The sequence below is a fragment of the Streptomyces avermitilis MA-4680 = NBRC 14893 genome, assembly GCF_000009765.2.
Classification (GTDB): domain Bacteria; phylum Actinomycetota; class Actinomycetes; order Streptomycetales; family Streptomycetaceae; genus Streptomyces; species Streptomyces avermitilis.
Genome location: NC_003155.5, coordinates 5,905,866 through 5,930,652, shown reverse-complemented (window position 1 = coordinate 5,930,652; position 24,787 = coordinate 5,905,866). Strand labels below are relative to the sequence as shown.

Below are 24,787 nucleotides of genomic sequence, written 5' to 3'. Positions count from 1 at the left end.
AGCGCGGAGCGTCTTCAGGGGAAGCGCCGGGGGGCGAGTAAATCATGACAAGTCAGGGTGTCCGGCCGTCTCAAATCGGCGTCCATCATGCGAACGGCCGAGGGAAGGCGACCCTTACCGACGTAGGGTTGACCCTGGGAAGGTCGCCGGCACGACCGCTCCCGGACAGCCGCCTCGAAGGAGGTCCAGTTCAGTGACCAGCCAGGTCAGCAGTACAACGGAACAGGCCGACGAACCCGTCGTGGGAGAGCAGCGCAAACCGGCGGGCGCGAAGGACGTACGCCGACTCGATCGCGTGATCATCCGGTTCGCCGGGGACTCCGGTGACGGTATGCAACTCACCGGTGACCGCTTCACCTCAGAGACGGCGTCCTTCGGAAACGACCTCTCGACCCTGCCGAACTTCCCCGCCGAGATCCGGGCCCCCGCGGGCACGCTGCCCGGGGTCTCCTCCTTCCAGTTGCACTTCGCGGACCACGACATCCTGACCCCCGGCGACGCGCCGAACGTCCTCGTGGCGATGAACCCGGCCGCCCTCAAGGCGAACGTGAGCGACCTGCCGCGCGGCGCGGAGGTCATCGTCAACACGGACGAGTTCACCAAGCGCGCCATGCAGAAGGTCGGGTACGGCACGAGTCCGCTGGAGGACGGCTCGCTGGACGGCTACAGCGTCCACCCCGTCCCCCTGACCACCCTCACGGTCGAGGCGCTCAAGGAGTTCGAGCTCTCCCGCAAGGAGGCCGAGCGCAGCAAGAACATGTTCGCGCTGGGGCTGCTGTCGTGGATGTACCACCGGCCGACCGAGGGCACCGAGAAGTTCCTGACCACCAAGTTCGCCAAGAAGCCGGCCATCGCGGCGGCCAATATCGCCGCGTTCCGGGCCGGCTGGAACTTCGGCGAGACGACGGAGGACTTCGCGGTCTCCTACGAGGTCGCCCCGGCCCAGTCCGCCTTCCCGGCCGGCACCTACCGCAACATCTCCGGGAACCTGGCCCTGTCGTACGGCCTGATCGCGGCCTCCCGCCAGGCGGATCTGCCGCTGTACCTGGGCTCGTACCCGATCACCCCGGCCTCCGACATCCTGCACGAGCTGAGCAAGCACAAGAACTTCGGCGTCCGCACCTTCCAGGCCGAGGACGAGATCGCGGGCATCGGCGCGGCGCTGGGGGCCGCCTTCGGCGGTTCGCTGGCGGTCACCACGACCTCCGGGCCGGGTGTGGCCCTCAAGTCGGAGACGATCGGGCTGGCCGTCTCCCTCGAGCTGCCGCTGCTGGTGGTCGACATCCAGCGCGGCGGCCCGTCGACCGGCCTGCCGACCAAGACCGAGCAGGCGGACCTGCTCCAGGCGATGTACGGCCGCAACGGCGAGGCACCGGTCCCGGTGGTCGCGCCGCGCACGCCGGCCGACTGCTTCGAGGCCGCCATCGAGGCGGCGCGGATCGCGCTGACGTACCGCACGCCGGTGTTCCTGCTCTCCGACGGCTATCTGGCCAACGGCAGCGAGCCCTGGCGCATCCCGGAGACCGACGGGCTCCCCGATCTGCGCGTGCGGTTCGCCCAGGGACCGAACCACACCCTGGACGACGGCACCGAGGTGTTCTGGCCCTACAAACGTGACCCGGGGACCCTGGCCCGCCCGTGGGCGATCCCGGGCACGCCGGGTCTGGAGCACCGCATCGGCGGCATCGAGAAGCAGGACGGCACGGGCAACATCTCGTACGACCCCGCCAACCACGACTTCATGGTGCGTACCCGCCAGGCGAAGATCGACGGCATCGACGTCCCCGACATCGAGGTCGACGACCCGGACGGGGCGAGCGCCCTCGTACTGGGCTGGGGTTCGACCTACGGGCCCATCACCGCGGCCGTACGACGGCTGCGGACGGCCGGGGAGTCCATCGCGCAGGCGCATCTGCGCCACCTCAACCCCTTCCCGTCGAACCTCGGCGCGGTGCTGAAGGGGTACGACAAGGTGGTGATCCCCGAGATGAACCTCGGTCAGCTCGCCACACTCATCCGGGCGAAGTACCTGGTGGACGCCCACTCGTACAACCAGGTCAACGGAATGCCGTTCAAGGCTGAGCAACTCGCCACGGCTCTGAAGGAGGCCATCGATGACTGAGACGTCCACGGAAGGCACGGGCACGATCGAGGCGCTTTCCCTGGTCCCCAAGGCCGAGGCCAGGCAGTCCATGAAGGACTTCAAGTCCGATCAGGAAGTGCGCTGGTGCCCCGGCTGCGGTGACTACGCGGTCCTGGCCGCCGTGCAGGGCTTCATGCCCGAGCTCGGGCTCGCCAAGGAGAACATCGTCTTCGTCTCGGGCATCGGCTGCTCGTCCCGCTTCCCGTACTACATGAACACGTACGGCATGCACTCCATCCACGGCCGCGCCCCCGCCATCGCCACGGGCCTCGCCTCCTCCCGCCGCGACCTGTCGGTCTGGGTGGTCACGGGTGACGGCGACGCGCTGTCCATCGGCGGCAACCACCTCATCCACGCCCTGCGCCGCAATGTGAACCTCAAGATCCTGCTGTTCAACAACCGGATCTACGGCCTCACCAAGGGCCAGTACTCCCCCACCTCGGAGGTCGGCAAGATCACCAAGTCGACGCCGATGGGCTCGCTGGACGCGCCCTTCAACCCGGTGTCGCTCGCCATCGGCGCGGAGGCGTCGTTCGTGGCGCGGACGGTGGACTCCGACCGCAAGCATCTGACGGACGTGCTGCGCCAGGCGGCCGCCCACCCCGGCACGGCGCTGGTGGAGATCTACCAGAACTGCAACATCTTCAACGACGGCGCCTTCGAGGTCCTCAAGGACAAACAGCAGGCCGAAGAGGCCGTGATCCGGCTGGAGCACGGGAAGCAGATCCGCTTCGGCGCGGACGCCGCCAAGGGTGTCGTACGCGACCCGCTGACCGGCGACCTGAAGGTCGTCACCGTGACCCCGGAGAACGAGGCGCGGATCCTGGTCCACGACGCGCACTCCGCGTCCCCGACCACGGCCTTCGCCCTCTCCCGCCTCGCCGACCCGGACACCCTGCACCACACCCCGATCGGTGTGTTCCGTGCCGCGGAGCGGCCGGTCTACGACGCGCAGATGTCCGAGCAGCTGGACACGGCGATCGAGCAGAACGGCAAGGGCGACCTGGCCGCGCTGCTCGCGGGCGGGGACACCTGGACGGTCGTCGGCTGAGCCGCGCGCACCTTCACGAGGCCCGGGCCCCAGCGGCCCGGGCCTCGTCGTACGACCGGCGGGCCCGCTCCACGTCGTCCATCCGCTTCTCGGTCCACACGGCCAGCGCCCGCACCTGCGTGGCCGCCTCGCGCCCGACGTCGGTGAGCGAGTAGTCGACGCGCGGCGGGATGACGGGCTTCGCGTCCCGGTGGACGAGTCCGTCGCGCTCCAGGGTCTGCAGGGTCTGCGTGAGCATCTTCTCGCTGACCCGGCCGATCGCGCGGCGCAGCTCGCTGAAGCGGTACGAGCGCTCCAGCAGCTCGATGAGGACGAGGACGCCCCAGCGGCTGGTGACGTGCTCGAGCACCAGGCGGTACGGGCACATCGCCTCGGCGATGTCGTACTTGCCGGCGGACTGCGTGGCGGCGGTCTTGCCGGCGGACGGCGTGGCGGCGGGCTGCGTGGCGGCCGGCGCCCCGCTGACTGCTGGGGTGCTTACGGACATGCCAGTACCTTACTTCAAAGTGGGTACTTTCGCTGAGTTAGTGCACCTCCTAGGGTTAGTGCCATACCCGCCCACAAGGAGATTCCGTCATGAGCATCGTCGTCACCGGCGCCACCGGCCACCTCGGCAGCCTCGTCATCGAGCAGCTGCTGGAGAAGGTCCCGGCCGACCAGATCACCGCGGTCGTCCGCAGCGCGGAGAAGGCCGCCCCCCTCGCGGCCCGCGGTGTGCGGATCGCGGTCGCCGACTACAACACCCCCGAGACCTTCGACGGCCTCCTCGCCGCCGGCGACCGCGTGCTCCTCATCTCCGGCAACGAGTTCGACAAGGGCCGCGTCGGCCAGCACAAGGTCGTCCTGAACGCCGCCAAGGCCGCCGGCGTGGCGCTCCTCGCGTACACCAGCGCCCCCGGCAGCCTGACGGCCGCCCTCGCCGACGACCACCGCGGCACCGAGGAGGCGATCTTGGCCTCCGGAGTGCCGTACGCGCTGCTGCGCAACGGCTGGTACAACGAGAACTACACCGAGCAGCTCGCCCCGGTACTGGAGCACAACGCCGTCACCCACGCCGCCGGCGAGGGCCGGATCTCCTCCGCCGCCCGCGCCGACTACGCGGCCGCCGCCGTCGCCGTACTGACCGGCGAGGGCCACGAGAACAAGACGTACGAGCTGGGCGGCGACGCCGCGTGGAGCCTCGCCGAGTACGCGGCCGAGCTGAGCCGGCAGACCGGCAAGGAGATCGCCGACAACGCCGTCTCCCCGGAAGCCCTCGTCGGCATCCTGACCGGCGCGGGACTGCCCGGGCCCTTCGCCACGATCCTGGCGGGCGTGGACGCGTCCATCCAGAAGGGCGAGCTGGTCATCGACAGCGGCGACCTCTCCCGCCTGACCGGCCGTCCGACCACGCCGATCGCCGACTCGATCGCGGTGGCCCTCAAGGGCTGACGCGCCACTCGGGGACGCACCCCCGGCTGTCATGACCGTATGGCGATACGGGCATGACAGCCGGGGGTGGTCGGCGCTACCTTCGTGGAGGCTGTGCGGGAGCAGCCGCGCGTGAGGGAGGTGTCGGTGGCCGTGCAGTCGAAGGGCGCGACGGGGTCGAAGAGCGAGCAGCGGACAGGTCTGCTGAACGGAGTCGCCGCGTACGGCATGTGGGGGCTCGTCCCCCTGTACTGGCCGCTGCTGAAGCCCGCCGGGGCGGTCGAGATCCTCGCCCACCGGATGGTCTGGTCCCTCGCCCTCGTCGCCGTCGCGCTGCTGGTCATGCGGCGCTGGGCCTGGGCCGGCGAACTGCTGCGGCAGCCGCGCAAACTGGCCCTCGTCACGGTCGCCGCGGCGGTCATCACCGTCAACTGGGGCGTCTACATCTGGGCGGTGAACGCCGGACACGTGGTCGAGGCGTCGCTCGGGTACTTCATCAATCCGCTTGTCACCATCGCGCTGGGCGTCCTGATCCTCAAGGAACGGATGCGGCCCTGGCAGTGGGCGGCGGTGGGCGTCGCCTTCACCGCCGTGGTCGTCCTCACCGTCGGCTACGGCCAGCCGCCGTGGATCTCCCTGTGCCTCGCCTTCTCCTTCGGGACGTACGGCCTGGTGAAGAAGAAGGTCAACCTCGGCGGCATCGAGTCACTGGCCGCCGAGACCGCGATCCAGTTCCTGCCCGCGCTCGCCTATCTGCTGTGGCTGACGGCGAGCGGCGGCTCGACCTTCGGCACCCAGGGCGGCGCGGGTCACGCGGCGCTGCTCGCCTCCACCGGCGTGGTCACCGCGATCCCCCTCGTCTGCTTCGGCGCCGCCGCGATCCGCGTACCGCTCTCCACGCTCGGCCTGCTCCAGTACCTGGCGCCCGTCTTCCAGTTCCTGCTGGGCATCCTCTACTTCCACGAAGCCATGCCGCCGGAGCGCTGGGCGGGCTTCGCACTGGTCTGGCTCGCGCTGTCGCTGCTGACCTGGGACGCGCTGCGGGCGGCCCACCGGGCGTCGCGCGCGCTCCGGACGGCGCCGAGCCGCATCGTCGCGGACGAGCAGATCACGCCGGTATACGAACACCCGTGACCGAATATCGCTCTTGACGGAGAGTTAGTCGCACATTCACCATCCAGGCACCCCATTCGCCAGGGGATCCCGGTGCCCCACTCCTGGGTCACCCGTGGATTCCCCATGGAATTCGGAGCCCCCCACATGAAGCTCTCCGTTCCTGGGCGCGCCTCGACGGCTCTCGTCGTCGCGGCCGCCACGCTCCTCACCGGCGGCGCGATATCCGGGGCCGCACCGGCCCCGGTGGCGGCCGCCGCCGCGCCCGATCTCCCCGTGGCCAACGTGAAGGCCCATCTCGCCCAGCTCCAGTCCATCGCCACCGCCAACGGCGGCAACCGCGCGCACGGCCGCACCGGCTACAAGGCGTCCCTCGACTATGTGAAGGCCAAGCTGGACGCGGCCGGATTCACCACGACCGTCCAGCAGTTCACGTCCTCCAGCCGCACCGGGTACAACCTGATCGCCGACTGGCCCGGCGGCAACACAAATCAGGTTGTCATGTCCGGCTCACACCTGGACAGCGTCACGGCCGGGCCCGGCATCAACGACAACGGTTCCGGCTCGGCGGCGGTCCTGGAGACCGCGCTGGCCGTCGCCCGCACGAACTACCAGCCCACCAAGCACCTCAGATTCGCCTGGTGGGGCGCCGAGGAACTGGGCATGGTCGGCTCGCGCTACTACGTCAACAGTCTCTCCACCGCCAACCGTTCGGCGATCAGCGGCTATCTGAACTTCGACATGATCGGCTCGCCGAACCCCGGCTACTTCGTCTACGACGACGACCCGACCATCGAGAAGACCTTCAAGACCTACTTCACGGGCCTCGGCATCGCGACGGAGCCGGAGACCGAGGGCGACGGCCGCTCCGACCACGCTCCGTTCAAGAACGCGGGCATTCCCGTCGGCGGCCTGTTCAGCGGCGCGGACTACATCAAGACGGCGGCCCAGGCGGCGAAGTGGGGCGGTACGTCGGGCAAGGCCTTCGACGCCTGCTACCACTCCTCGTGCGACACGTCGTCGAACATCAACGACACGGCACTCGACCGGAACGCGGACGCGCTGGCGTACGCGGTGTGGTCGCTGTCCTCGTAACGCCGGGGTAGAACCGGAGTAGAACCCGAGTGGAACCGAACCCGTAGGGCCCTGAGTTCTACGGGCCCTACGGGTTCTTCGGGTCTACGGGTCCTGTGGGTTCTTCGGGTCTACGGGTCCTGTGGGTCCTGTGGGTCCTACGGGTTCTCGGTGAGGGTGCGGGCGCGTTCGGCGAGGCGGCCCATGCGGTTGCGGGCCGACTCGAGCTGGTCGAGATCCTCGGCGGCGGGGCCCGGCTCGGCGGCGAGTTCGGTCCACACGCCGATGAGGTCCCGGCCGAGGTGGAGGCCCTGGACCGGGTCGCGGACGGCACGCCAGGCGGCGGCCGCGCTCTGGACGTTGCCGTAGGCGCCACGCGGGTCGCGAGCGCGGCGGCGGAGCCGGGCCAGGTCGAGGGAGAGGTGGAAGGAGCGCAGGGCGTCTCCGGCCAAGTACGCGATGTACGCGGTGAGTTCACGCAGCCGCAGAACGTCCGGATGCTCCGGGCCGAGGGTGGCGGCGGCCCCGTGGACGGCCTCCTCGGCCATCGCGGCCGCCTCCTCGATCCGGCCCTGCTTCACGGCCTCGTTGATCCGGGCCATGGGTGCGGCGAGCGGTCCGGCGGCGGCACCGTCGGGCCCTGACCCCGACTCCGGCGCCAGTACGGCCTCGGCCACCGAGTCGAATTCCCGCACGGGAGGTTCCTTGACCTCCTCGACCTCGGCCACGGGGACGGTCCTCGGCGCGGGGGTGGGCTTCCAGGCGGGGGCCGCGTACGGGTCCAGGTCGGGGTCAGCGCCGGATCCGGAGCCGGAGTCGATGTTCGGGCCGGCGTCAGGGGTGGGCGTACGCCCCTGTGCCGGTGCCGGTGCGGGTGCAGGTGCCGGTTCCGGTGCGGGCGCCGGTTCCCATGGCGCGGGCCCGGGCGGCGGTGTGGCCGTCGTCGGGGCGGGGCCGAACGCTCCGGTCGGGGGCGAGACGGTACCGGGGGCCGGAGCCGGGGCGCCTTGGCCGGTGGGGGCGCCCGGGAGCGCCTGTGCGAGGCCGGGCGCCACAGTGATCCAAGGGGCCTGTTCCGGCACGGCACGCAGAACGAACGTCGAGACGGTGCCTCCGGCGCGTACGGGCGTCTCCTCCGCCTCGCTCGCCACCGCCTCGGCCCCCTCCGGCACCTTGGGCCCCTTGGGCGCCTCGGGGGCCTGGACCTGCTCGGGCTGGTGCGTCGCAGCCGATTCGGGCAGGGCACGCAGCACATGCGTCGGCGTCGAGGCGGGACGCTCCACGGGAGCGGGAGCGGGAGCCGGTGCCGGTGCGACGGACTGCTGCGGGGGCGTCCACTGCGCGGCGGGCGTCGGCTCCGCCACCGCCCGCAGCAGGTGCGTGGCCTTGTCACGGCGCGGCGGCGGCCCCTGGGGCGCGTCACCCGGCACGGGCGGGCCCACCGGACCGGCGACAGGCCGCTGCGGCACGGGCGGCTCGACCACCGGCCGCGGGGGCGATGGCGGGGGCGGAGGCGGAGGCGGAGGCGCCGCGGCTTCCCCGCCACCGGCCGCTCCCGTACCCCCGGCCGGCGTTCCCACCCGCACCGGCTCGCCCGTGAACTCGCTCGACCCGTCCCCGTGCACCCGGATCGGCACCACGCACCCGATCCGTTCGTCGTGGACCGACGCGAGGACGGGGTGGCCGGTGGCGAGGGTGAGACGGTGGAGGTAGTTCAGCACGGCTTCCTGGAGCGTCTCCCCCGCTCTCGCGACGACCGGCATGCCGCCGACCGTCGCGCCGCCACCCGGCGTTCCGTCCTGGGCGACCGGCACCCGGACCTCGATCGGGGTCACCCCGGCGTCCGCGTCCGTCCGGGGCCCGGATCCCGCGGCGGAGCGCCCCCGCCTGTGTTCGCGGCTGAGTCGAGACATCGTTCCCTCACTCGGGTCGGTCGGCTGAGGAATCGGTTGGGGAACCGGTCGGCGAAGGGGTGTATGCCAGCGTACGCGGGCCGGACCGCGCGACGTTCGTTCCCGTACGCGCCACGGTTCCCCTCCTCGTCTCAGCGTCGGCCACGGTGCCGGACCCGGCCGTCGCACGCGCCGTCCCCGTGGCCTCTGTACTGATGTACTGATGTACCGAGTCAAGTCTCCCGGTTCCCGCCCGCGTCTCGCGTCACCACGGCGTCACAGACTCGTCCCAGGAACCGGCACCCCGTTGGTTCGGCCGTTCACCGGACCCGAAGAATGGGGGACGACCAGGAGGAGAGTGGTGATGCAGGGGAGCGCGCAGCCGGAGCACGGACCGGGCGGGCCCGAGATCTGGATCCGCGGGCCGGTGGGCGGCGGCGAGCCGCAGCCGCGCCGGGAGGCCGCCCAGGTCAGCGCCAGCCCGCGGCGGTTCTCCTGGGTCGCCACCCACGGCGGGGCGGGCACCACGACGCTCGCCAACGTCTTCGGCGGCCACGACGCCGGACGGAACTGGCCCCGGCCCGAGCGCGGCGAACCGGCGTCGGTACTCCTGGTCGGGCGTACGCACGCGGCCGGTCTTGACGCCGTCTCGCACACCGTCGACACCTTCCGGCGGGGCGAGGCGCCGCCGGGGCTCGACCTCGACGCCGTCGTCCTGGTCGCGGACGCGCCGGGGCGCCTGCCGCGTCAACTCGCCCAGCGGATCAAGGTCATCGAATCGGTGATCGATGTGTACCGGGTGCCGTGGGTGCCCGCATGGCGGACCGGTGAGCTGGACGGTCCCCCACCGCGCGAGTGCGAACAACTGGGCCGCCTGACCGGCACACCGGCTCCGCAGACCGGGAGAAGAGCGCCGCGCTGACCTCCCCACCGCGGCCGTCCCGAGGGGTACCCCGGCAGCACCCACCACTGACGTCCCGAGGGGTACCCCGGCAGCACCCACCACTGACGTCCCGAGGGGTTCCCCGGCAGCCGGCCCGTGCCGGCGCACCCTGGACGGCTGCATGCACATGCACATATTGTCTGTGCATATAGTCGCCGTGCGTTCCAGCATCCAAGGAGTCGTCATGCCTCGCCGCTTCCTCTTCGTCCTCGGCAGCAGCCGCAGCAACGGCAACACGGAGCTGCTCGCCCGCGCGGCCGCCGAGCAGCTGCCCGGCGATGTGGAGCAGCAGTGGATCAGCCTCGCCGGTCACCGCCTGCCCGACTTCGGGGATCAGCGGCACGACACCGACCACGGCCGCCCCGCGGACGACGAACTCGCGCTGCTGCTCGACGCCACCGTCGCCGCGACCGACGTGGTGATCGCCTCGCCGCTCTACTGGTACTCGGTGTCCAGCCACACCAAGCGCTACCTCGACCACTGGTCCGACTGGCTGCGTGTCCCCGGTCTCGACTTCAAGAAGACCATGGCGGGCCGGAACCTCTGGGGCGTCACCGTGCTCGCCGCCGACGAGCCCTCCGTCGCCGATCCTCTCGCCGGCACGCTCAACAACACCGCCGCGTACCTGGGCATGCGCTTCGGCGGCGTCCTCCTCGGCAACGGCAGCGCCCCCGGCGACGTCCGCAAGGACACCGAGGCGCTGACGCGCGCGAAGACGTTCTTCGCGCGGGAGCCGGAGCTCGCCCGTTTCCCGCACCAAGCTGTCTGAGAGCTGCCCGGAAGCGGCTGCGGCGGCCGGAAGCAGTTACGCGGTGATGTCCTTCGCCGTGAAGCGCGCCCAGGCCGCCGAGCCGAAGACCGCCGCGTAGAGGGCTTGCAGGCCCAGGTTGTGGAGCAGGTCGTCCCAGTAGACGGGGTCCCGCATGAGGTCGGCGAACGACAGCCAGTAGTGCGAGAAGAAGTACGGCTGGAGTGCGTGCAGTTGGGGGATCTGGTCGAGGATCTGGACGGTGATCAGCAGGCCCACGGTCGTCGCCATCGCCGCGATGCCGCTGTTGGTCAGCGTCGAGACGAACAGGCCGAGCGCCGCCACACCGACGAGCGACGCGGCGACCACCAGGGCGATCAGCAGGGCGCGGGCCAGTCCTTCGCCGAAGCTGATCCGGGTGCCCGAGATCGTCGTCAGCTCCCCCAGCGGGAACAGCAGCGCGCCGACCGCGAGCGCCGAGACCGCGACGACCAGGGTGGCGACGACGCAGAAGGCCATCGTCGTCGCGTACTTGGTGAGCAGCAGGCGGGTGCGGCCCGCGGGGGCGACCAGCAGGTAGCGCAGGGTGCCCGCGTTCGCCTCGCCGGCGATCGCGTCGCCCGCGATGACACCGATCGCCATCGGCAGGAAGAACGGCAGTGTCGCGGCCAGCGCCGTGAAGACCAGGAACAGTCCGTTGTTGGTGATCTGGGTGATGAACGCCGGGCCCTCGCCGCCGCCCCCGCCGGGCCCGGAACCGTCGTTCGTCTCGATCTTGACCGCGATCCCGACAAGGACCGGTACGGCCGCCAGGACGGCGAGGAGGGCGAGCGTGCGCCAGCGGCGGAAGGTGGTGACCAGTTCGCTGCGCAGCAGGCCGAGGGTCCACAGCGGGCTCGGACGGCGTACCTCTCCGGCCGCCGCGGTCGTCACTGCCTCAGCCCGCGACATCGAAGCCCTCCCCCGTCAGCGCCACGAACGCGTCCTCCAGTGAGGCCCGTTCGACGCCGAAGCCGCGTACGCGGACGGCGGCCGTGACCAACGCGGCGTTCAGCTCGGCGAGTTCGCCGTCCGGGGGTTCCCCGGTCACCCGGTCCTCGGCCACCACGATGTCGGCCACGCCCTGTTCCTTCAGCACCCGTGCCGCATCCGTCACGTCCGGGGTGGTCACCACCAGGCGTCCGCGCGCCCCGGCGGCGAGATCCGCCACCGCGCCCTGGGTGATCAGACGTCCCTGCGCCATCACCGCCGCGTGCGTGCACACCTGCTCGATCTCGTCGAGCAGGTGGGAGGAGAGGAAGACGGTGGTGCCGTCGGAGGCCAGCTCCCGCACCAGGGAACGGATCTCGCGCATGCCCTGCGGGTCGAGGCCGTTGGTCGGCTCGTCCAGGACGAGGAGGCGGCGGGGCTGGAGGAGCGCGGCCGCGAGCCCGAGCCGCTGCTTCATGCCCAGCGAGTACGCCTTCGCCTTCTTGCCGGCGGCGGCCGTCAGGCCCACCCGGTCCAGCGTGGCCGCGACCCGCGTACGCCGGGTGCGCGGGTCGGCGGTCGGGTCGGCGGCGTCGTACCGCAGGAGGTTGTCGCGCCCCGAGAGGAAGCCGTAGAGGGCCGGGCCCTCGATGAGGGCGCCGATGTGCGGGAGCACGGTGCGCGCGGAGCGGGGCATGGGCCGCCCCAGGACGCGCGCCGTGCCCGAGGTCGGCTCGATCAGGCCCATCAGCATGCGGATGGTGGTGGTCTTGCCGGAGCCGTTGGGCCCGAGGAAGCCGAAGACGCTGCCCGCCGGGACGGTCAGATCGAGCCCGTCGACGGCGAGCTGTCCGCCGCGGTAGCGCTTGGTGAGGGCGCGGGTGACGATCACCCCGTCCCCCGGGGCGTCACCCGCACCCGCCGGCCCCGGCTCCGACTCCGACTCCGGAGCCGACTCCGGCTCCGGGCCCGGCTCGGGGCCCGGCTCCGCGGCGGACAGTTCCTCCATACGCTCCCTCACTTCGCCGAGCCCGACGCGGCACTCACTTTCCGGCGTTCGCCGCCTTCACCAGCGCGTCCTTGGTGACCGCACCCGCGTACACCTTGCCGTCGTCCGTGATCAGCGCGTTGACCAGGCGGGTCGAGAAGACCGTGCCCGAGCCGAACGAGCCGCTGACGTGGTCGCCGAGGGAGTTCAGGAACCCGGAGACGTCGCTGTTGCCGGACGAGTCGGAGCCGGTCGGCAGGCCCGAGCCGCCTCCGTCGTCGAGCCGGACGATGGTGCTCCAGCCCTTGCCCATGGTCTTGAGACCGTCGAGACCCGCGCCGAGGTCCTTGCCGGAACCGGGCTTCCCGGAGTGCTCGGGGACCTTCGCCCCGTCACCGTCCTGGGTGACCTTCGTGCCCTTCGGCGGCGTGAAGTCGAACGTCGACGCCGACGGCTTGGCGAAGGTGACCTGGGTGAAGCCCGCGTCCACGACGGCCGCGCCGCCCTTGGCCGGGGTCAGCGTGAACTTCAGCGGCAGCCCCGTCTTCGCGTCCACCGCGATGGTGATCGCGCCGACCGTGGAGCCGGACTGCTTCGGCTTGATGACCAGCTTGTACGCGTCGCGGCCCGCGACCTGGGCCGTGCCGTCGACCGCCACGGACGTCGTGTCGTCGACCGCCTTCAGCGCCTCGTCGGCCATCTCCTTCGGCGTGGCCGGCACGTCGTCAGGCCGGGCCTTGTCCGACTTCTCGCCGCTCGCCGCGTCCTTCGCGTGGTACGCCTCGTTCGACGCGCTGTCGTACGCCCAGACGTCGGCGCCGTTGCGGATGATGCTGTACTCGGCGGCCTTGTCCAGGAGCGAGAGCTTCTGCTTGTCCTCGCCGTCGGCCGCGACGCGCAGCGTGTGCGTGCCGGAGGCCAGCTCCATCAGCTTGGCCGAGGGGTCGGCGGACGAGCCGTCCCCGCCGGAGCCCTGGGCCGCGCCGGACAGGAAGCCGCTCTCCAGCCCGCCCAGGTCCGGCAGGCCCAGGTCGGTGCTGATCTTCACCGTGCCGGACAGCTGCTGGACGTCCGACTTGGCGATCTTCTCGATGAGTTGCTGTGCGGTGATCTTCGGCAGGTCCGGGTCGCCGGAGTCGGCGAGCGCCGGGACGAGCCCGATGGTCGCCGCCGCCAACCCCACCACCGTGACCGGGACGACGTACCGCGTGGCCTTGCGTCGGCCGGCGCGCACGTCCTCGGCCTCGTCGGCCCTGGTGCTGTCGTCGGATTCGTACGGTGCCATGTGTGCCTTACCTCCGTCGTCGGCGGCGGCCTACCGTCCTGCACTTCCCCCGAGCTCGGACTTCGCTCGCGCGGGGAGGTGCCCCCACCCTCTGGCCGCCATTCTCACCCGAATTGCTGTGAAGTGGTGACTTCCATATGACCAAATCGGCCGCGAAGAAGCGTCAGACCCCGGGCTCAACTCCGTGTACTGCTGGGGTATGACATGACAGGGGTGACGCCTCCCCCGACCCGTAGGGGTCGTGCGGGGCAGGCGCCACCCGGGTGACCTCCTGGTCAGCGCTGCACGAACACGTAGTCGGCCTGGTACGGCACGCCCACGACCGTGCCCGGCGAGCAGGAGCCGGCCGGGGCTACCCCGCCCACGGTGTTCAGACGCAGGATCTCGGCCGTGTGGGCCAGCAGCCCCCGGTGCTTGCCGGACCGGGTGGCCTTGAGGTCGAGCTCCGGGATGTTCTTGTCGCCGTTGGCCGTCTTGCTGATGAGCGTGCCGGTGACGGCGCTGCGGTCGGGGGCGACCCACTGTGGAGTACCGGAGTTGGGCTTCACGAACGAGTGCGCGATGTCGCCGCCGAGCCGCGCGGCGACGTCCCGCTGGGCGAACGCGTAGCCGCCGCCCTCGGCGGGCTTGCACTCGTAGATCTGCTTGCCCTTGACCACCGATGCCTGGAAGTTGTTCAGGGCGTGCCGGAAGTCGAAGGCGGTGGTGACCTTGTGGAGCTGGCCGCGGACGGCTCCGCCCGGGAACTGCGCGGTGTGCAGATTGGCGTAGAACGCCCCCGGGTCGGTCTTCAACTGCGAGAGCAGCGCGGCGTCCTTGACCTTGACGGACCCGACGACGCTGTGGTGCCGGACGCCCTTCTCCAGGAGCTCGCTGAAGTCGATCTTGACGCCGCCGTTGGTCCCCTTGGCGCCCTGGTGGATGTGGAGCAGGGTCGGCTTTCCGGTGCCGCGCCAGGTCACGGCGACGGACACGGTGTCCCCCTTGACCCTGATGAACTCCAGGGCCGCGCCGTCCTTGTCGCCGACGGCGGGACCGCCGGCGACCGGGACCTCGTTGGCCCCTCGGAGACTGGCGGCGAGGATGGCGCCCCCACTGCCGCCGCTGCCGCCGACGGCACCGCCCTGCGTGACGATGCTCTGGCCCCCGTGCCCGGTGTGGGCCGTGCCGTGGCCCGCCCCGCCGTTCCCGCCGGCGGCGACCGCCGGGATGACGGCGGCGGCCACTCCGGCCGCGGCGGCCACCGCGACACCGGTGATGATCAGGTTCTTGCGGCGCTTCGCGAACGTAGCGTCAGTACCCATGATCGGAAAACTCCCCGTTTACCGACTGACACCCCCTGTGTCAGCTTCTGTGCGGGAGTACGGAATGAATCTCAGCCTGGACTCATTCTAAGGATGTGACCTGCATCACAACACGGACGACCTGCCGGTATCGGGCAGAAACCAACCCGGCCTCACCCGGCCCGGTGCACCACCGCGTCGCACAGCTCGATCAGCGCGGCCTTCGCGTTGCACTCCGCCAGCGGCGCCAGGGCGGCCCGCGCGTCCTCCACGTACCGCACGGTGTCCTTGCGGGCCTGCTCCAGCGCGGGGTGCGCCCGCAGCCGGGTCAGCGCCTCCGCGTGCCGCGCGTCGTCCGTCAGGTCGGAGTCCAGCAGCTCGCACAGGGCGATGTCCTCGGCCAGCCCGAGCCGGGCCACCCGCTCCCGCAGCCGCAGCACCGGCAGCGTCGGAATGCCTTCGCGCAGATCCGTGCCGGGCGTCTTCCCGGACTCGTGCGAGTCGGAGGCGATGTCGAGCACGTCGTCGGCGAGCTGGAAGGCCACGCCCAGCCGCTCCCCGTACTGCGTGAGCACGTCCACGACCGTCTCGTCGGCCCCGGACATCATCGCCCCGAACCGGCACGCCACCGCCACCAGCGCCCCGGTCTTGCCGCTCAGCACCTCCAGGTAGTGCTCCACGGGGTCGCGGCCGTCCATCGGCCCAGCGGTCTCCAGGATCTGCCCGGTCACCAGCCGCTCGAACGCCTCCGCCTGGACGCGCACCGCCTCCGGGCCGAGGTCGGCGAGGATGTGCGAGGCGCGGGCGAAGAGGAAGTCGCCGGTGAGGACCGCGACCGAGTTGCCCCAGCGGGCGTTCGCGCTGGGGACCCCGCGTCGCACGTCCGCCTCGTCCATGACGTCGTCGTGGTACAGCGTGGCGAGGTGGGTCAGTTCCACCACCACGGCCGAGGGCACGAGCCCCGGCGCGTACGGATCACCGAACCGCGCGGCGAGCATCACGAGCAGCGGCCTGAACCGCTTCCCGCCCGCGCGCACGAGATGCTGCGCGGCCTCCGTGATGAACGGGACCTCGCTCTTGGTGGCTTCGAGCAAACCCTCCTCGACAGCCGCCAACCCGGCCTGGACATCGGCTTCGAGAGCCTGGTCCCGCACGCTCAGCCCGAACGGCCCGACGACGGTCACGAGGGGTCTCCTGTCTGCTGACGTCTACTGACGATCACACGGTCGGTCTCAAGGTCGGTCACTAGCTCGATGACGTCGCCCGTCGAACACTCGCGCTTGTCGAGCTGTTTGTCGATCTGTCGCTGCCATCACTCAAGTCAGCGTATCCGGTCACGTTTCGATCACCACGAGCGCCCACGGTTCCAGGCCGGGCGGTATCGGATCACGACCGGTATGTTCTTGATCAGGTGATAACAAGGTATATGTAGCGATACAAACGGGAGTGGATACAGTGTCCCGTAGGTCACCCCGATGAGCGCGCGCATCCGGACGTCCTTTCCCTACGAGACCACCCACGACGACCTCCTCGTCCCGCTCCAGGACGGAACACGGCTGTACGCGCGCGTGTGGCGCCCGCTGACCGGCGAGCCGGTCCCCGCCCTGCTGGAGTACCTCCCGTACCGCCTCACGGACGAGACCGCCGCCCGCGACTGGCAGCGCCACCCCTGGTACGCGGGTCACGGCTACGCCTCCGTCCGGGTGGACATCCGCGGGCACGGCAACTCGGAGGGCATGCCGGGCGACACCCACGCGGAGGCGGAGGCGGCCGACGGGGTGGAGGTGATCGAGTGGCTGGCGGCCCAGCCCTGGTGCAGCGGGCGGGTCGGCATGTTCGGCATCTCCTGGGGCGGCTTCGACGCCCTGCGGATCGCGGCCCGCGCGCCCGAGCCGCTCAAGGCGGTCGTCACGGTCTGCTCGCCGGACGACCGCTACGACCACGACGTCCACTACCGGGGAGGCTCCGTCCTCGCGGTCGGCATGCACGCCTGGGCGGCGACGATGCTCGCGTTCGCCTCCCGCCCCCCGGACCCGGCGCACGTGGGCGCGGTGATGTGGCGGGACATGTGGACCGAACGCCTGGAGTCGGTGACCCCCTTCATCCACACCTGGCTGGAGCACCAGACGCGGGACGGCTACTGGCGCCCCGGCGGCGTCCGCGAGGACTACGGCGCGATCAGGGCCGCCGTCCTCGCCGTCGGCGGCTGGCACGACCCGTACCGCGACACGGTGCTGCGGCTGGTCGAGTGCCTTCCGCCCGATCGTGTGCGGGGGCTGATCGGCCCGTGGTCGCACCAGTACCCGGACCGCGGCCTGCCGCCCGGCCCGGCGATCGGCTTCCTCCAGGAGACGCTGCGCTGGTGGGACCACTGGCTCAAGGACACGGACACGGACACGGACACGGACACAGGCACAGGCACGAACGGAGTGATGGCCGAGCCGCTGCTCCGCTCGTACATCGGCGACTCGCATCCTCCGGCGACGGTGTACGACGTCCTGCCGGGCCGCTGGGTGGGGGACGCCGCGTGGCCGTCGCCCGCCGTGACCCCGGTGTCGTACGGGCTCCAGGGCGCGCCCGTGCTCGTCCGGTCGCCGATGCACACGGGGGTGGACGCCGGCCGCTTGCTGCCCGTGGGGAACGACGCCGACCTGCCGCCCGACCAGCGCGACGAGGACGCGAAGTCGGCGTGCTTCGAGTTCGAAGTGGCGGCGGAGACCTGGGTGCTGGGGCGGCCGAGGGTGCGGCTGCGGCTGACCTCGTGGGCACCCCGGGGGCAGGTGATCGCGCGGCTGTGCGAGGTGTTCCCCGACGGCTCGTCGACCCTCCTCACCCGGGGCGTCCTGAACCTGTCGGCACGCCACGGCCGTGACCGCGCCACGGCATGGCAGCCGGGCGCGACGGAGGACGTGACCTTCGAGCTGAACGGCATCGGACACGCCTTCCCGCCCGGCCACCGCATCCGCCTCGCGGTCTCCTCCGCGTACTGGCCGTGGATCTGGCCGCAGCCGGGCTCGGAGGCCGGCTTCACACTGGACCCGGCGGGCAGTGCGCTCCAACTGCCGGTGCGGGCAAGGGAGTCGGACCCGGCCATTCGCTTCGAGGAGCCGGAGCAGGCCGAGCCGCTCGGTGTCGTCAGCCCGGTCACTCTCGACGAACCCCGGCCGGAGCGGCTGGTCGTACGCGATGTGGCGGCCGGCCGGTGGCGCCTGGAGGACGACCCGCGTTTCGAGGACGACCCGCGTCACGGCGGTACCCGGGTGTACCCCGACGGGCTGGAGCTCACCGAGGACGCCCGGGAGACCTACACGGTCGACGCGTCCGACCCCCTGTCGGCCCGCACCCGCTCGGACTGGTCGATCCGGCTGCACCGCCCGGACCTGGCGTGGGACGCGAGCGTGCGGACGCGGTCCGAAGTCACCTGCGACGCGGCGGACTTCATCACCTCGGACGAGGTGATCTGCAAGGACGGTGACGAGGTGGTGTTCCACCGGACGTGGCGGAAGAGGATTCCCCGGACAGCGGGATAGCCGGAACTGTCCGAAATGGCATGAAGTATCCGCGCTTAGCGCGCGGTGGGCGCTCCAGGAAAACCGTGCCCGAGTTGCCCGTATTGGGTGGTAGCTCCGTAAAATTCCATCCACGCACGTGAATTGGGTCACGCGGGCGTGGATCGCCACCCCACATCCGGAACGTCAACTTCCCCTTTGCGAAAGGCAAGTTGACCCCTGTCTCCCTAATGCATCAAATGATCCTTTTGCCTGGCATCAAGGTCAAATACACCGTGCTGTGATTTCGCCACTTGTTCCCGACATGTGCTCTCGCATACGTTCCGGACCCGGGCGGATCGCCAAATCCTGCCGCCGCCCGATCAATCCACCACTCACTCACGCACGGCAGGAGCGGGGAAACCAGGTAAGTCGCCGTCCGGTCACCACGCCGGAGCGGCTCGGGGTGAAGCCGCGTCCTCGGACGCGGCCGGGCATCTCCAGCCCGAACCCGACAGCTCACCTCGCAGGCGCCGGAGAGGAAATTCGACATGCCCGCGTTCGCCATGCCCGCCCGATTCGCCCGCACCCTCGCCGTCGCGGGAACGGGTGTCGCCGTCCTCGCCCTGCCGCTCCTGGGGGCGACCGGCGCGTCCGCCGCCACCCCCGCCACCACCGCGGCCGCTCCGTCCTCCGCCGTGACGTACACCAACAACCTCGACGGCTGGATCCGTGAGTCCCTGGACATCATGGCAAAGCACAACATTCCGGGCACGTACAACGGCATCTACCGCAACGTCATCCGCGAGTCGTCCGGCAACCCGCTCGCCATCAACAACTGGGACTCCAACGCCGCGAAGGGCACCCCGTCCAAGGGTCTCCTCCAGGTCATCGACCCGACGTTCGCCGCGTACCACGTGCCCGGCACCGCGTTCGACCCCTACAACCCGGTGGCGAACATCACGGCGGCGTGCAACTACGCCGCCGCGAGGTACGGCTCGATCGACAACGTCTTCGGGGCGTACTGAGCCGACCTTCCGGCCGCTTACCGGCCGGGGAACAACCGCTCGAGGACGACGGCGATGCCGTCGTCCTCGTTCGACGTGGTGATCTCGTCGGCGACGGCCTTGAGCTCGGGATGGGCGTTGGCCATGGCGACGCCGTGGGCCGCCCAGTCGAACATGGGGATGTCGTTGGGCATGTCGCCGAAGGCGATGGTCCGCGCCGGGGTGAGGCCCAGGTGATCGGCGGCGAGGGCGAGCCCGGTCGCCTTGGTGATGCCGCATGGCTGGAGTTCGACGGTGCCGGGTCCCGACATGGTGACCGTGGCGAGCGAACCGACGGCTCCGCGGGCCTCGGACGCCAACTCGTCGTCGGAGAGCAGGGGATGGCGCAGCAGGACCTTGCTGATGGGCTCGGTCCACAGGTCGTCCCGCCGCGGCACCCGTACGGCCGGAAGCGTCGGGTGCGGCATGAGATAGCCCGGCTCGATCAGCGTCAGCCCGTCCACGCCGTCCTGGTCGACGGCCGCGTACACCTCTCCGACCTCGGCCTCGATCTTGCCGAGCGCGGTCTCGGCCAGCTCACGGTCCAGGGTCACCGACCACAGCAGACGGTTCGCGCCGGCGTCGTACAGCTGCGCGCCCTGTCCGCACACCGCGAGCCCCCTGGTGCCGAGGGCGTCGAGCAGTGGTCGCACCCTGGGGGCCGGCCGTCCCGTCACCACGAGGTGCTGGGCGCCGGCCCCGGCCGCCCTCGCCAGCGCGGCGAGGGACCGGTCGGAGAACGTGTCGTCGCGGCGCAGCAGCGTTCCGTCCAGGTCAGTGGCGATGAGTGAATATGCGGTGGGAGCGGCCATGATCGAGAGGATACGGATCGAACGCCCCATCGGCCCGGCGGGAACCGGACGACGTCCGGTATCTCGTGCGCAACGACGCCCGTCACAGGGGCCGTTGATCGCGGGGGCGTTCGGCCGCGGGGGCCGTTGACCGTCCGGCGGGGTCGGTGGGACAGCTCGGCCGGCAGACCGCCCACCCGCCGTTCGCTCTCGTCGCGGACCGGGCGTACGGCGTCGACGCCCTGACCCGCCGGGTCGTCGAGCGTCCGGCCGAGGAAGGGGCGCGATTCCCGGCGCGCCCCTTCGGTGCGGCCGCCGCCTCAGCCGTGCGCCCCCGCCAGGTGCTTCGCCAGGCGCGGGGACGCGAACTCGGTACCGCACACGAAGCGCATCACCGGTCCGTACGACGCCGCGGCCGGCAGGCCCGTGAAGTACAGGCCCGGCACGGACGACCGGAACCCCGCGCCCAGTTTCGGCGTGCCCCGGCTCACCACCAGTTCCGTGCGCAGCTCGTGCCCGAGGAAGTCCATCGCGGCGATGTCGACGCGGTAGCCGGTCGCCGCGATGACATGGTCGGCCGGCAGCTCCTGCGTACGGCCGCCGTGTGTCCGGAGTGTGAGGACCGGTGATCCCTCGGACGCGTGGGCGCGGGCGACGGACGCCACCTCACGCACCTCCACCTTGCCCTCGAAGCGGTCCCGCAGCCACCATGCGCCGAGCGGGCCGAGCACCCGGCGTACCAGGTAGTGGCGGGCCTCGGCGGGCAGATACCGGTACGGGTGGGGGTAGTAGCTCAGCGCCCACAGCGACCAGGCGCGGCCGAAGGGCGACTCGGGGCGCAGCCTCGGCTGCTTCCACGGCGGCGCGCCGAAGGACACCCTGCCCCGGCCCCGGGAGACCACGCGCACGTGCGCACCCGCCTCGGCGGCCAGCGCGGCGGTCTCCAGCGCGGACTGGCCCGCGCCGACGACCACGAGTTCCTTGCCCGCGAACCGGCTCAGGTCGTGGTGCTGGGAGCTGTGCGAGACCGGGCCGGTGGGGGTGGGGCCGTCCACGGCCGCTCCCGCGAGTTCGGCGGGCAGATGGGCCAGCCCGGACAGGCCCGTCGCCACCACGACCGCCCGCGCGGTGAACAACTCACCCGAGTCCAGCTTGAGTTCGAAGCCACCGCCCGCCTTGCGGTCCACCGAGACGACCCGCACCTGCTCCAGGCCGGGCACCAGCTGCTCCTGGAACCACCGCCCGTACCCGATGAATGTCTCCACGGGGATGATGTCCTCGTCCGTGACGAGCCGGGCGATGCCGGCCGCGTCGCAGTAGTCGACGAGGCGGTGGCCGCGTTGGGGGGCGTCGATGGTGGATGCCGCCGGAGTCGACTTCAGCAGCATTCCGGCGGGCATGTGGTCGCGCCAGCTCACCATGGGATCACCGAAGACGCGGACCGGGATACCGCGCGCCCTCAGATGGGCCGCGGTGGACAGGCCGAACGGCCCGGCACCGATGACTGCTACCGGTTGAATCACGAAGTCCCTCCCCAGGACGTGCGGTGCGGCGCGGAGCGCGCACTCGTGCCTACTTCGCAGTGGAACTGTTGGTGCCGCCGCGGCGGTTGGTCCGCCACAGCTGATACAGGTGCTTCGCGCCCGGCCGCACGAAGCGCGCGAGCATCGTGAAGAACGGCCGCAGGTCGTCACCCGCGAGCCAGGCCAGCTCCGTACCGCTCGCGCGGGCCGGCGCGTGCGGCGTCGTATAGCCGCTGCGGCGGTAGGCGAGCAGGGCCGGCAGGTCGATGTTCTCCACGATGTAGCGGTGGCCGGCGCGCTGTTCCCCCTCCGGAACCGTGCGCCCGGTCAGGTCGAGGTGCATGGCGCGGACGACGTCCACCCCCGACTCGTTCTCGAAGAGGCGGAACTGGGCGCCCATCCGTGGGTTGAAGTCGAGGAGCTTGTACTGGCCGTCGCGCCGGTCGAAGCGCAGGTCGAGGTCGATGACGCCGCTGAAGCCGATCTGCTTGATGAAACGCGCGGCGAGGTCGGCGAGTTCCGGATTGTCCACGACGTACGCGTTCGCCGTCATCCCGGCGTGCGGCGGCCAGGAGCGGACCTTCACGCCGGTGAACATGGCGAGCGGGGTCGAGTCCGCGTCGAAGTAGGCGTGCACGATCCAGTCTTCGGCCTCCTCTCTCGGCAGGTACTCCTGGAGGATCACTCCGGGGTGGTCGCCCCAGTCGCGGGCGAGCGTGAGCAGTCCCTCGCGGGTGGCGATCCGCGTCGTGCCGTTCACCGCGGGCCGGGACCGGCGGACGAACGCTTCGCGGTTCTTGGCCACGAGCGGGAAGCGGGCCTTCTCGGCGAAGCGCACGATGTCGTCGTACGACTGCGGGAAGGCGGCCGCCGGGCTGGGGATGCCGTGCTCCACGCACAGTTCGTGCAGCCCCTGTTTGCTGGCGAGCCGGCGCGGGAGCTTGGCGTCGACCCGCGGGAAGAGGAAGCGGCCCCGGTCGGCCAGTGCCTCCTGGTGCTCGGCGATCAGGACGGCCGCCTCTTCGTCGGTCGGGATGAGGACGGCCGGACGGCCGATCAGGTGCCCGATGCGCAGCAGCCCTTCCACGAGCCGTTCCGGTTCCTCCGTTCCGGTGGTCGGCCAGACGAAGGCGCGGCGCAGATAGCGCGAGGCCGCCGCGGGCGTGTAACGGTCTTCGGTCATCGCATACATCGGTATGCCGAGCCGTCCCAGGCTGCGGATGGCGCCCACACCGCCGTGATGCAGCGGGTAGTCGCCGAACTTGACGATCAGCCCCGGCACGTCACGGTCCGCGTCGAACGGCACGCTGCCGGTGCTTCTGGCCACGGGTCCCCCCACGTGTCCCCCCTACGGACCGGACCCACCCCGTCCATGTCCCCAAAGGACGCTAAGCCGGAATTGAACCCTCCGACAAGACCTATTCGGACATTGCGAACTCTTTAGGCACTGCCCAAGAGCGGCAACGCACCCGTAACGTGTGCCGCAACCACACGGAAAGCGAGGCAGCACCCGATGCCCCCCTTCGATGTCCCCGAGGGCGATCCCTTCGGCCCGCACAATCTTCCGTACGGCGTGTTCTCCCCGGCGGGCTCCGGCGAGCAGGCCGACCGGAGCGTGGGCGTCCGGCTCGGCGACCACGTGCTCGACGCGGGCGCGGCAGCCCGCGCACTCGGCTCCCCGTACGCCTCCCTGCTGGCGCGGCCGACCCTCAACGCGCTCCTCGCGGCGGGCCGCACGGCATGGTCGGACGTGCGGCGCGCGATCACGGCGTGGGTGACGGTCCCCGCCCACCAGGAGGCCGTCGCACCGTTCCTGCATCCGCTCTCCTCGGTGACCCTGCACCTGCCCTTCGAGGTCGCCGACTACGTCGACTTCTACGCCTCCGAGAACCACGCGCGAAACGTCGGGCAGATCTTCCGCCCGGACGCGCCCGACCCCCTGACCCCCAACTGGAAGCATCTGCCGATCGGCTACCACGGCCGCTCCGGCACGGTGGTGGTGTCGGGCACGGAGGTCGTACGCCCGTCCGGCCAGCGCAAGGCCCCCACGGACGCGGCGCCCGTCTTCGGCCCTTCGGTCCGGCTGGACATCGAGGCGGAGGTCGGCTTCGTGGTGGGTACGCCGTCGCCGATGGGCCGGTCGGTGGGCCTCGGCGACTTCCGGGACCACGTCTTCGGGCTGTGCCTGTTGAACGACTGGTCGGCGCGCGACATCCAGGCCTGGGAGTACGTCCCGCTGGGCCCGTTCCTCGGCAAGTCGTTCGCCACGTCGGTGTCGGCGTGGATCACCCCACTGGACGCGCTGGAGGACGCGCGGGTGGCGCCCCCGGCGCGCACCTACCCGCTGCTGCCCTATCTGGACGACGCGGACGAGGAGCCGGGCGGCTACGACCTGCGCATCTCCGTCCGGATCAACGGTCATACGGTCTCGGAGCCGCCGTTCTCCACCATGTACTGGACGGCCGCGCAGCAGCTCGCGCACATGACGGTGAACGGGGCGTCGCTGCGGACGGGCGACCTGTACGGCTCGGGCACGGTGAGCGGCCCTCAGGAGAACCAGCGCGGCTCCCTCCTCGAGCTGACCTGGAACGGCCGGGACGCCCTCGAACTCCCCGACGGCAAGCGGACGTTCGTGGAGGACGGGGATGTCGTGACGCTGACGGCGTGGGCACCGGGGCCGGACGGGACGCGGGTGGGCCTCGGCGAGGTCACCGGCCGCGTGGTGCCGACCGTCTGACACGACCCTTCGGCCGACGGGGCCTTGCACTCACCGCTGGACACAGGTCTTGACACAGGCCGCGATCAGCGGCGCCAACGGCGGTGAGTGCACGTCGTCCGTCCGGGACTTTCACGGGCTTGACGTCAGCAGAGCTCCAGCCGTTTCGGCGATCGCCCCGCGAAGCGGCACACTCGGGCGAACGGCACGCTTCGACGAACGGCATGCCACGAAAAACGGCGCGCTTCGAAAACGGCACGCTTCGAAGAACGGTGGCAGATCTTGCCCCGGCTCCGCCGAACCCGCAGGTCAACGGCATGTCCG

General features: G+C 71.1%; 20 protein-coding genes, 1 pseudogene and 1 riboswitch. Of the genes and pseudogenes, 10 read left to right on the top strand and 11 right to left on the bottom strand.

Annotation, left to right across the window (positions count from 1 at the left end; genetic code table 11):
* The first annotated feature begins 193 nt into the window (after positions 1 to 193).
* Both SAVERM_RS25165 and SAVERM_RS25160 read left to right on the top strand, forming a co-directional pair.
* The gene (locus SAVERM_RS25165; protein ID WP_010986297.1) at positions 194 to 2,122 is read left to right on the top strand and encodes a 2-oxoacid:acceptor oxidoreductase subunit alpha; all 1,929 of its coding nucleotides are present in this window, start codon (positions 194 to 196) and stop codon (positions 2,120 to 2,122) included.
* Entirely contained in the window at positions 2,115 to 3,194 is a 1,080-nt protein-coding gene (locus SAVERM_RS25160) for a 2-oxoacid:ferredoxin oxidoreductase subunit beta (protein ID WP_010986296.1), read from the top strand. The genes SAVERM_RS25165 and SAVERM_RS25160 overlap by 8 nt, the downstream gene beginning before the upstream one ends.
* Before the next feature lie 13 nt (positions 3,195 to 3,207).
* Here the strand turns inward: SAVERM_RS25160 and SAVERM_RS25155 are convergent, their stop codons facing one another.
* A complete protein-coding gene (locus SAVERM_RS25155; RefSeq protein ID WP_042494511.1) occupies positions 3,208 to 3,561 on the bottom strand; it encodes a winged helix-turn-helix transcriptional regulator in 354 nt (117 codons plus the stop codon).
* A gap of 209 nt (positions 3,562 to 3,770) precedes the next feature.
* On the opposite strand from SAVERM_RS25155, the gene SAVERM_RS25150 reads away from it, so the two are divergent.
* From SAVERM_RS25150 to SAVERM_RS25140, 3 genes are all read left to right on the top strand, one after another.
* On the top strand, positions 3,771 to 4,625 hold the full coding sequence (locus SAVERM_RS25150; protein ID WP_010986294.1) for an SDR family oxidoreductase: 855 nt from the start codon (positions 3,771 to 3,773) through the stop codon (positions 4,623 to 4,625).
* A gap of 132 nt (positions 4,626 to 4,757) precedes the next feature.
* Positions 4,758 to 5,738: an EamA family transporter RarD gene (gene rarD, locus SAVERM_RS25145; RefSeq protein ID WP_010986293.1), complete on the top strand. Its 981-nt coding sequence runs from the start codon at positions 4,758 to 4,760 to the stop codon at positions 5,736 to 5,738.
* 126 nt (positions 5,739 to 5,864) lie between these two features.
* On the top strand, positions 5,865 to 6,812 hold the full coding sequence (locus SAVERM_RS25140; protein ID WP_010986292.1) for a M28 family metallopeptidase: 948 nt from the start codon (positions 5,865 to 5,867) through the stop codon (positions 6,810 to 6,812).
* A 137-nt stretch (positions 6,813 to 6,949) separates the two neighbouring features.
* Here SAVERM_RS25140 and SAVERM_RS25135 read toward each other — a convergent pair whose 3' ends face one another.
* Positions 6,950 to 8,704 carry a hypothetical protein gene (locus tag SAVERM_RS25135; RefSeq protein WP_010986291.1) on the bottom strand — a complete coding sequence of 585 codons (1,755 nt, stop codon included), beginning with the start codon at positions 8,702 to 8,704 and terminating at the stop codon, positions 6,950 to 6,952.
* A gap of 343 nt (positions 8,705 to 9,047) precedes the next feature.
* Between SAVERM_RS25135 and SAVERM_RS25130 the strand changes: the two genes are divergently transcribed.
* Both SAVERM_RS25130 and SAVERM_RS25125 read left to right on the top strand, forming a co-directional pair.
* Complete coding sequence (locus SAVERM_RS25130) at positions 9,048 to 9,605, top strand: DUF6668 family protein (RefSeq protein ID WP_037647940.1); 558 nt, start codon at positions 9,048 to 9,050, stop codon at positions 9,603 to 9,605.
* A gap of 205 nt (positions 9,606 to 9,810) precedes the next feature.
* Entirely contained in the window at positions 9,811 to 10,395 is a 585-nt protein-coding gene (locus SAVERM_RS25125) for a flavodoxin family protein (protein ID WP_010986289.1), read from the top strand.
* A gap of 36 nt (positions 10,396 to 10,431) precedes the next feature.
* Here SAVERM_RS25125 and SAVERM_RS25120 read toward each other — a convergent pair whose 3' ends face one another.
* The 5 genes from SAVERM_RS25120 to SAVERM_RS25100 form a co-directional block, all read right to left on the bottom strand.
* Entirely contained in the window at positions 10,432 to 11,325 is an 894-nt protein-coding gene (locus SAVERM_RS25120; protein WP_010986288.1) for an ABC transporter permease, read from the bottom strand.
* Positions 11,312 to 12,352 carry an ABC transporter ATP-binding protein gene (locus tag SAVERM_RS25115; RefSeq protein WP_010986287.1) on the bottom strand — a complete coding sequence of 347 codons (1,041 nt, stop codon included), beginning with the start codon at positions 12,350 to 12,352 and terminating at the stop codon, positions 11,312 to 11,314. Before SAVERM_RS25115 ends, SAVERM_RS25120 begins: the two co-directional genes overlap by 14 nt.
* A 34-nt stretch (positions 12,353 to 12,386) precedes the next feature.
* On the bottom strand, positions 12,387 to 13,616 hold the full coding sequence (locus tag SAVERM_RS25110) for a LolA family protein (RefSeq protein ID WP_010986286.1): 1,230 nt from the start codon (positions 13,614 to 13,616) through the stop codon (positions 12,387 to 12,389).
* Positions 13,617 to 13,891: 275 nt separating this feature from the next.
* Positions 13,892 to 14,920 (bottom strand): CHRD domain-containing protein, encoded by a 1,029-nt coding sequence (locus tag SAVERM_RS25105; RefSeq protein ID WP_010986285.1) that lies wholly within the window; start codon positions 14,918 to 14,920, stop codon positions 13,892 to 13,894.
* Positions 14,921 to 15,072: 152 nt separating this feature from the next.
* Positions 15,073 to 16,083, bottom strand: a complete 1,011-nt coding sequence (locus SAVERM_RS25100) for a polyprenyl synthetase family protein (RefSeq protein ID WP_010986284.1) — start codon at positions 16,081 to 16,083, stop codon at positions 15,073 to 15,075.
* Between the two features lie 291 nt (positions 16,084 to 16,374).
* Here SAVERM_RS25100 and SAVERM_RS25095 point away from each other — a divergent pair, with 291 nt between their 5' ends.
* A complete protein-coding gene (locus SAVERM_RS25095) occupies positions 16,375 to 18,429 on the top strand; it encodes a CocE/NonD family hydrolase (RefSeq protein WP_010986283.1) in 2,055 nt (684 codons plus the stop codon).
* A gap of 340 nt (positions 18,430 to 18,769) precedes the next feature.
* Positions 18,770 to 18,935: riboswitch (cyclic di-AMP (ydaO/yuaA leader) on the top strand.
* Between the two features lie 3 nt (positions 18,936 to 18,938).
* Entirely contained in the window at positions 18,939 to 19,415 is a 477-nt protein-coding gene (locus SAVERM_RS25090) for a transglycosylase SLT domain-containing protein (protein ID WP_010986282.1), read from the top strand.
* A 17-nt stretch (positions 19,416 to 19,432) separates the two neighbouring features.
* Here the strand turns inward: SAVERM_RS25090 and SAVERM_RS25085 are convergent, their stop codons facing one another.
* From SAVERM_RS25085 to SAVERM_RS25075, 4 genes and pseudogenes are all read right to left on the bottom strand, one after another.
* A complete protein-coding gene (locus tag SAVERM_RS25085) occupies positions 19,433 to 20,245 on the bottom strand; it encodes a Cof-type HAD-IIB family hydrolase (protein ID WP_010986281.1) in 813 nt (270 codons plus the stop codon).
* Positions 20,246 to 20,397: 152 nt separating this feature from the next.
* Positions 20,398 to 20,502 (bottom strand): annotated as a pseudogene (locus SAVERM_RS44905) (phosphotyrosine protein phosphatase); the annotation flags it as partial.
* Between the two features lie 42 nt (positions 20,503 to 20,544).
* Positions 20,545 to 21,747: an FAD-dependent oxidoreductase gene (locus SAVERM_RS25080; RefSeq protein ID WP_010986280.1), complete on the bottom strand. Its 1,203-nt coding sequence runs from the start codon at positions 21,745 to 21,747 to the stop codon at positions 20,545 to 20,547.
* A 49-nt stretch (positions 21,748 to 21,796) separates the two neighbouring features.
* The gene (locus SAVERM_RS25075; RefSeq protein WP_242432178.1) at positions 21,797 to 23,074 is read right to left on the bottom strand and encodes a carboxylate--amine ligase; all 1,278 of its coding nucleotides are present in this window, start codon (positions 23,072 to 23,074) and stop codon (positions 21,797 to 21,799) included.
* A 186-nt stretch (positions 23,075 to 23,260) separates the two neighbouring features.
* Between SAVERM_RS25075 and fahA the strand changes: the two genes are divergently transcribed.
* A complete protein-coding gene (gene fahA, locus SAVERM_RS25070) occupies positions 23,261 to 24,484 on the top strand; it encodes a fumarylacetoacetase (RefSeq protein WP_010986278.1) in 1,224 nt (407 codons plus the stop codon).
* Positions 24,485 to 24,787 lie beyond the last annotated feature (303 nt).

What these genes read in the sequence shown, in the direction of transcription:
- SAVERM_RS25160 (WP_010986296.1), top strand. Translation starts at nt 2,115, where the DNA reads ATGACTGAGACGTCCACGGAAGGCACGGGCACGATCGAGGCGCTTTCC.
- SAVERM_RS25155 (WP_042494511.1), bottom strand. Translation starts at nt 3,561, where the DNA reads ATGTGCCCGTACCGCCTGGTGCTCGAGCACGTCACCAGCCGCTGGGGC.
- SAVERM_RS25150 (WP_010986294.1), top strand. Translation starts at nt 3,771, where the DNA reads ATGAGCATCGTCGTCACCGGCGCCACCGGCCACCTCGGCAGCCTCGTC.
- SAVERM_RS25140 (WP_010986292.1), top strand. Translation starts at nt 5,865, where the DNA reads ATGAAGCTCTCCGTTCCTGGGCGCGCCTCGACGGCTCTCGTCGTCGCG.
- SAVERM_RS25135 (WP_010986291.1), bottom strand. Translation starts at nt 8,704, where the DNA reads ATGTCTCGACTCAGCCGCGAACACAGGCGGGGGCGCTCCGCCGCGGGA.
- SAVERM_RS25130 (WP_037647940.1), top strand. Translation starts at nt 9,048, where the DNA reads ATGCAGGGGAGCGCGCAGCCGGAGCACGGACCGGGCGGGCCCGAGATC.
- SAVERM_RS25125 (WP_010986289.1), top strand. Translation starts at nt 9,811, where the DNA reads ATGCCTCGCCGCTTCCTCTTCGTCCTCGGCAGCAGCCGCAGCAACGGC.
- SAVERM_RS25120 (WP_010986288.1), bottom strand. Translation starts at nt 11,325, where the DNA reads ATGTCGCGGGCTGAGGCAGTGACGACCGCGGCGGCCGGAGAGGTACGC.
- SAVERM_RS25115 (WP_010986287.1), bottom strand. Translation starts at nt 12,352, where the DNA reads ATGGAGGAACTGTCCGCCGCGGAGCCGGGCCCCGAGCCGGGCCCGGAG.
- SAVERM_RS25110 (WP_010986286.1), bottom strand. Translation starts at nt 13,616, where the DNA reads ATGGCACCGTACGAATCCGACGACAGCACCAGGGCCGACGAGGCCGAG.
- SAVERM_RS25105 (WP_010986285.1), bottom strand. Translation starts at nt 14,920, where the DNA reads ATGGGTACTGACGCTACGTTCGCGAAGCGCCGCAAGAACCTGATCATC.
- SAVERM_RS25095 (WP_010986283.1), top strand. Translation starts at nt 16,375, where the DNA reads ATGAGCGCGCGCATCCGGACGTCCTTTCCCTACGAGACCACCCACGAC.
- SAVERM_RS25090 (WP_010986282.1), top strand. Translation starts at nt 18,939, where the DNA reads ATGCCCGCGTTCGCCATGCCCGCCCGATTCGCCCGCACCCTCGCCGTC.
- SAVERM_RS25085 (WP_010986281.1), bottom strand. Translation starts at nt 20,245, where the DNA reads ATGGCCGCTCCCACCGCATATTCACTCATCGCCACTGACCTGGACGGA.
- fahA (WP_010986278.1), top strand. Translation starts at nt 23,261, where the DNA reads ATGCCCCCCTTCGATGTCCCCGAGGGCGATCCCTTCGGCCCGCACAAT.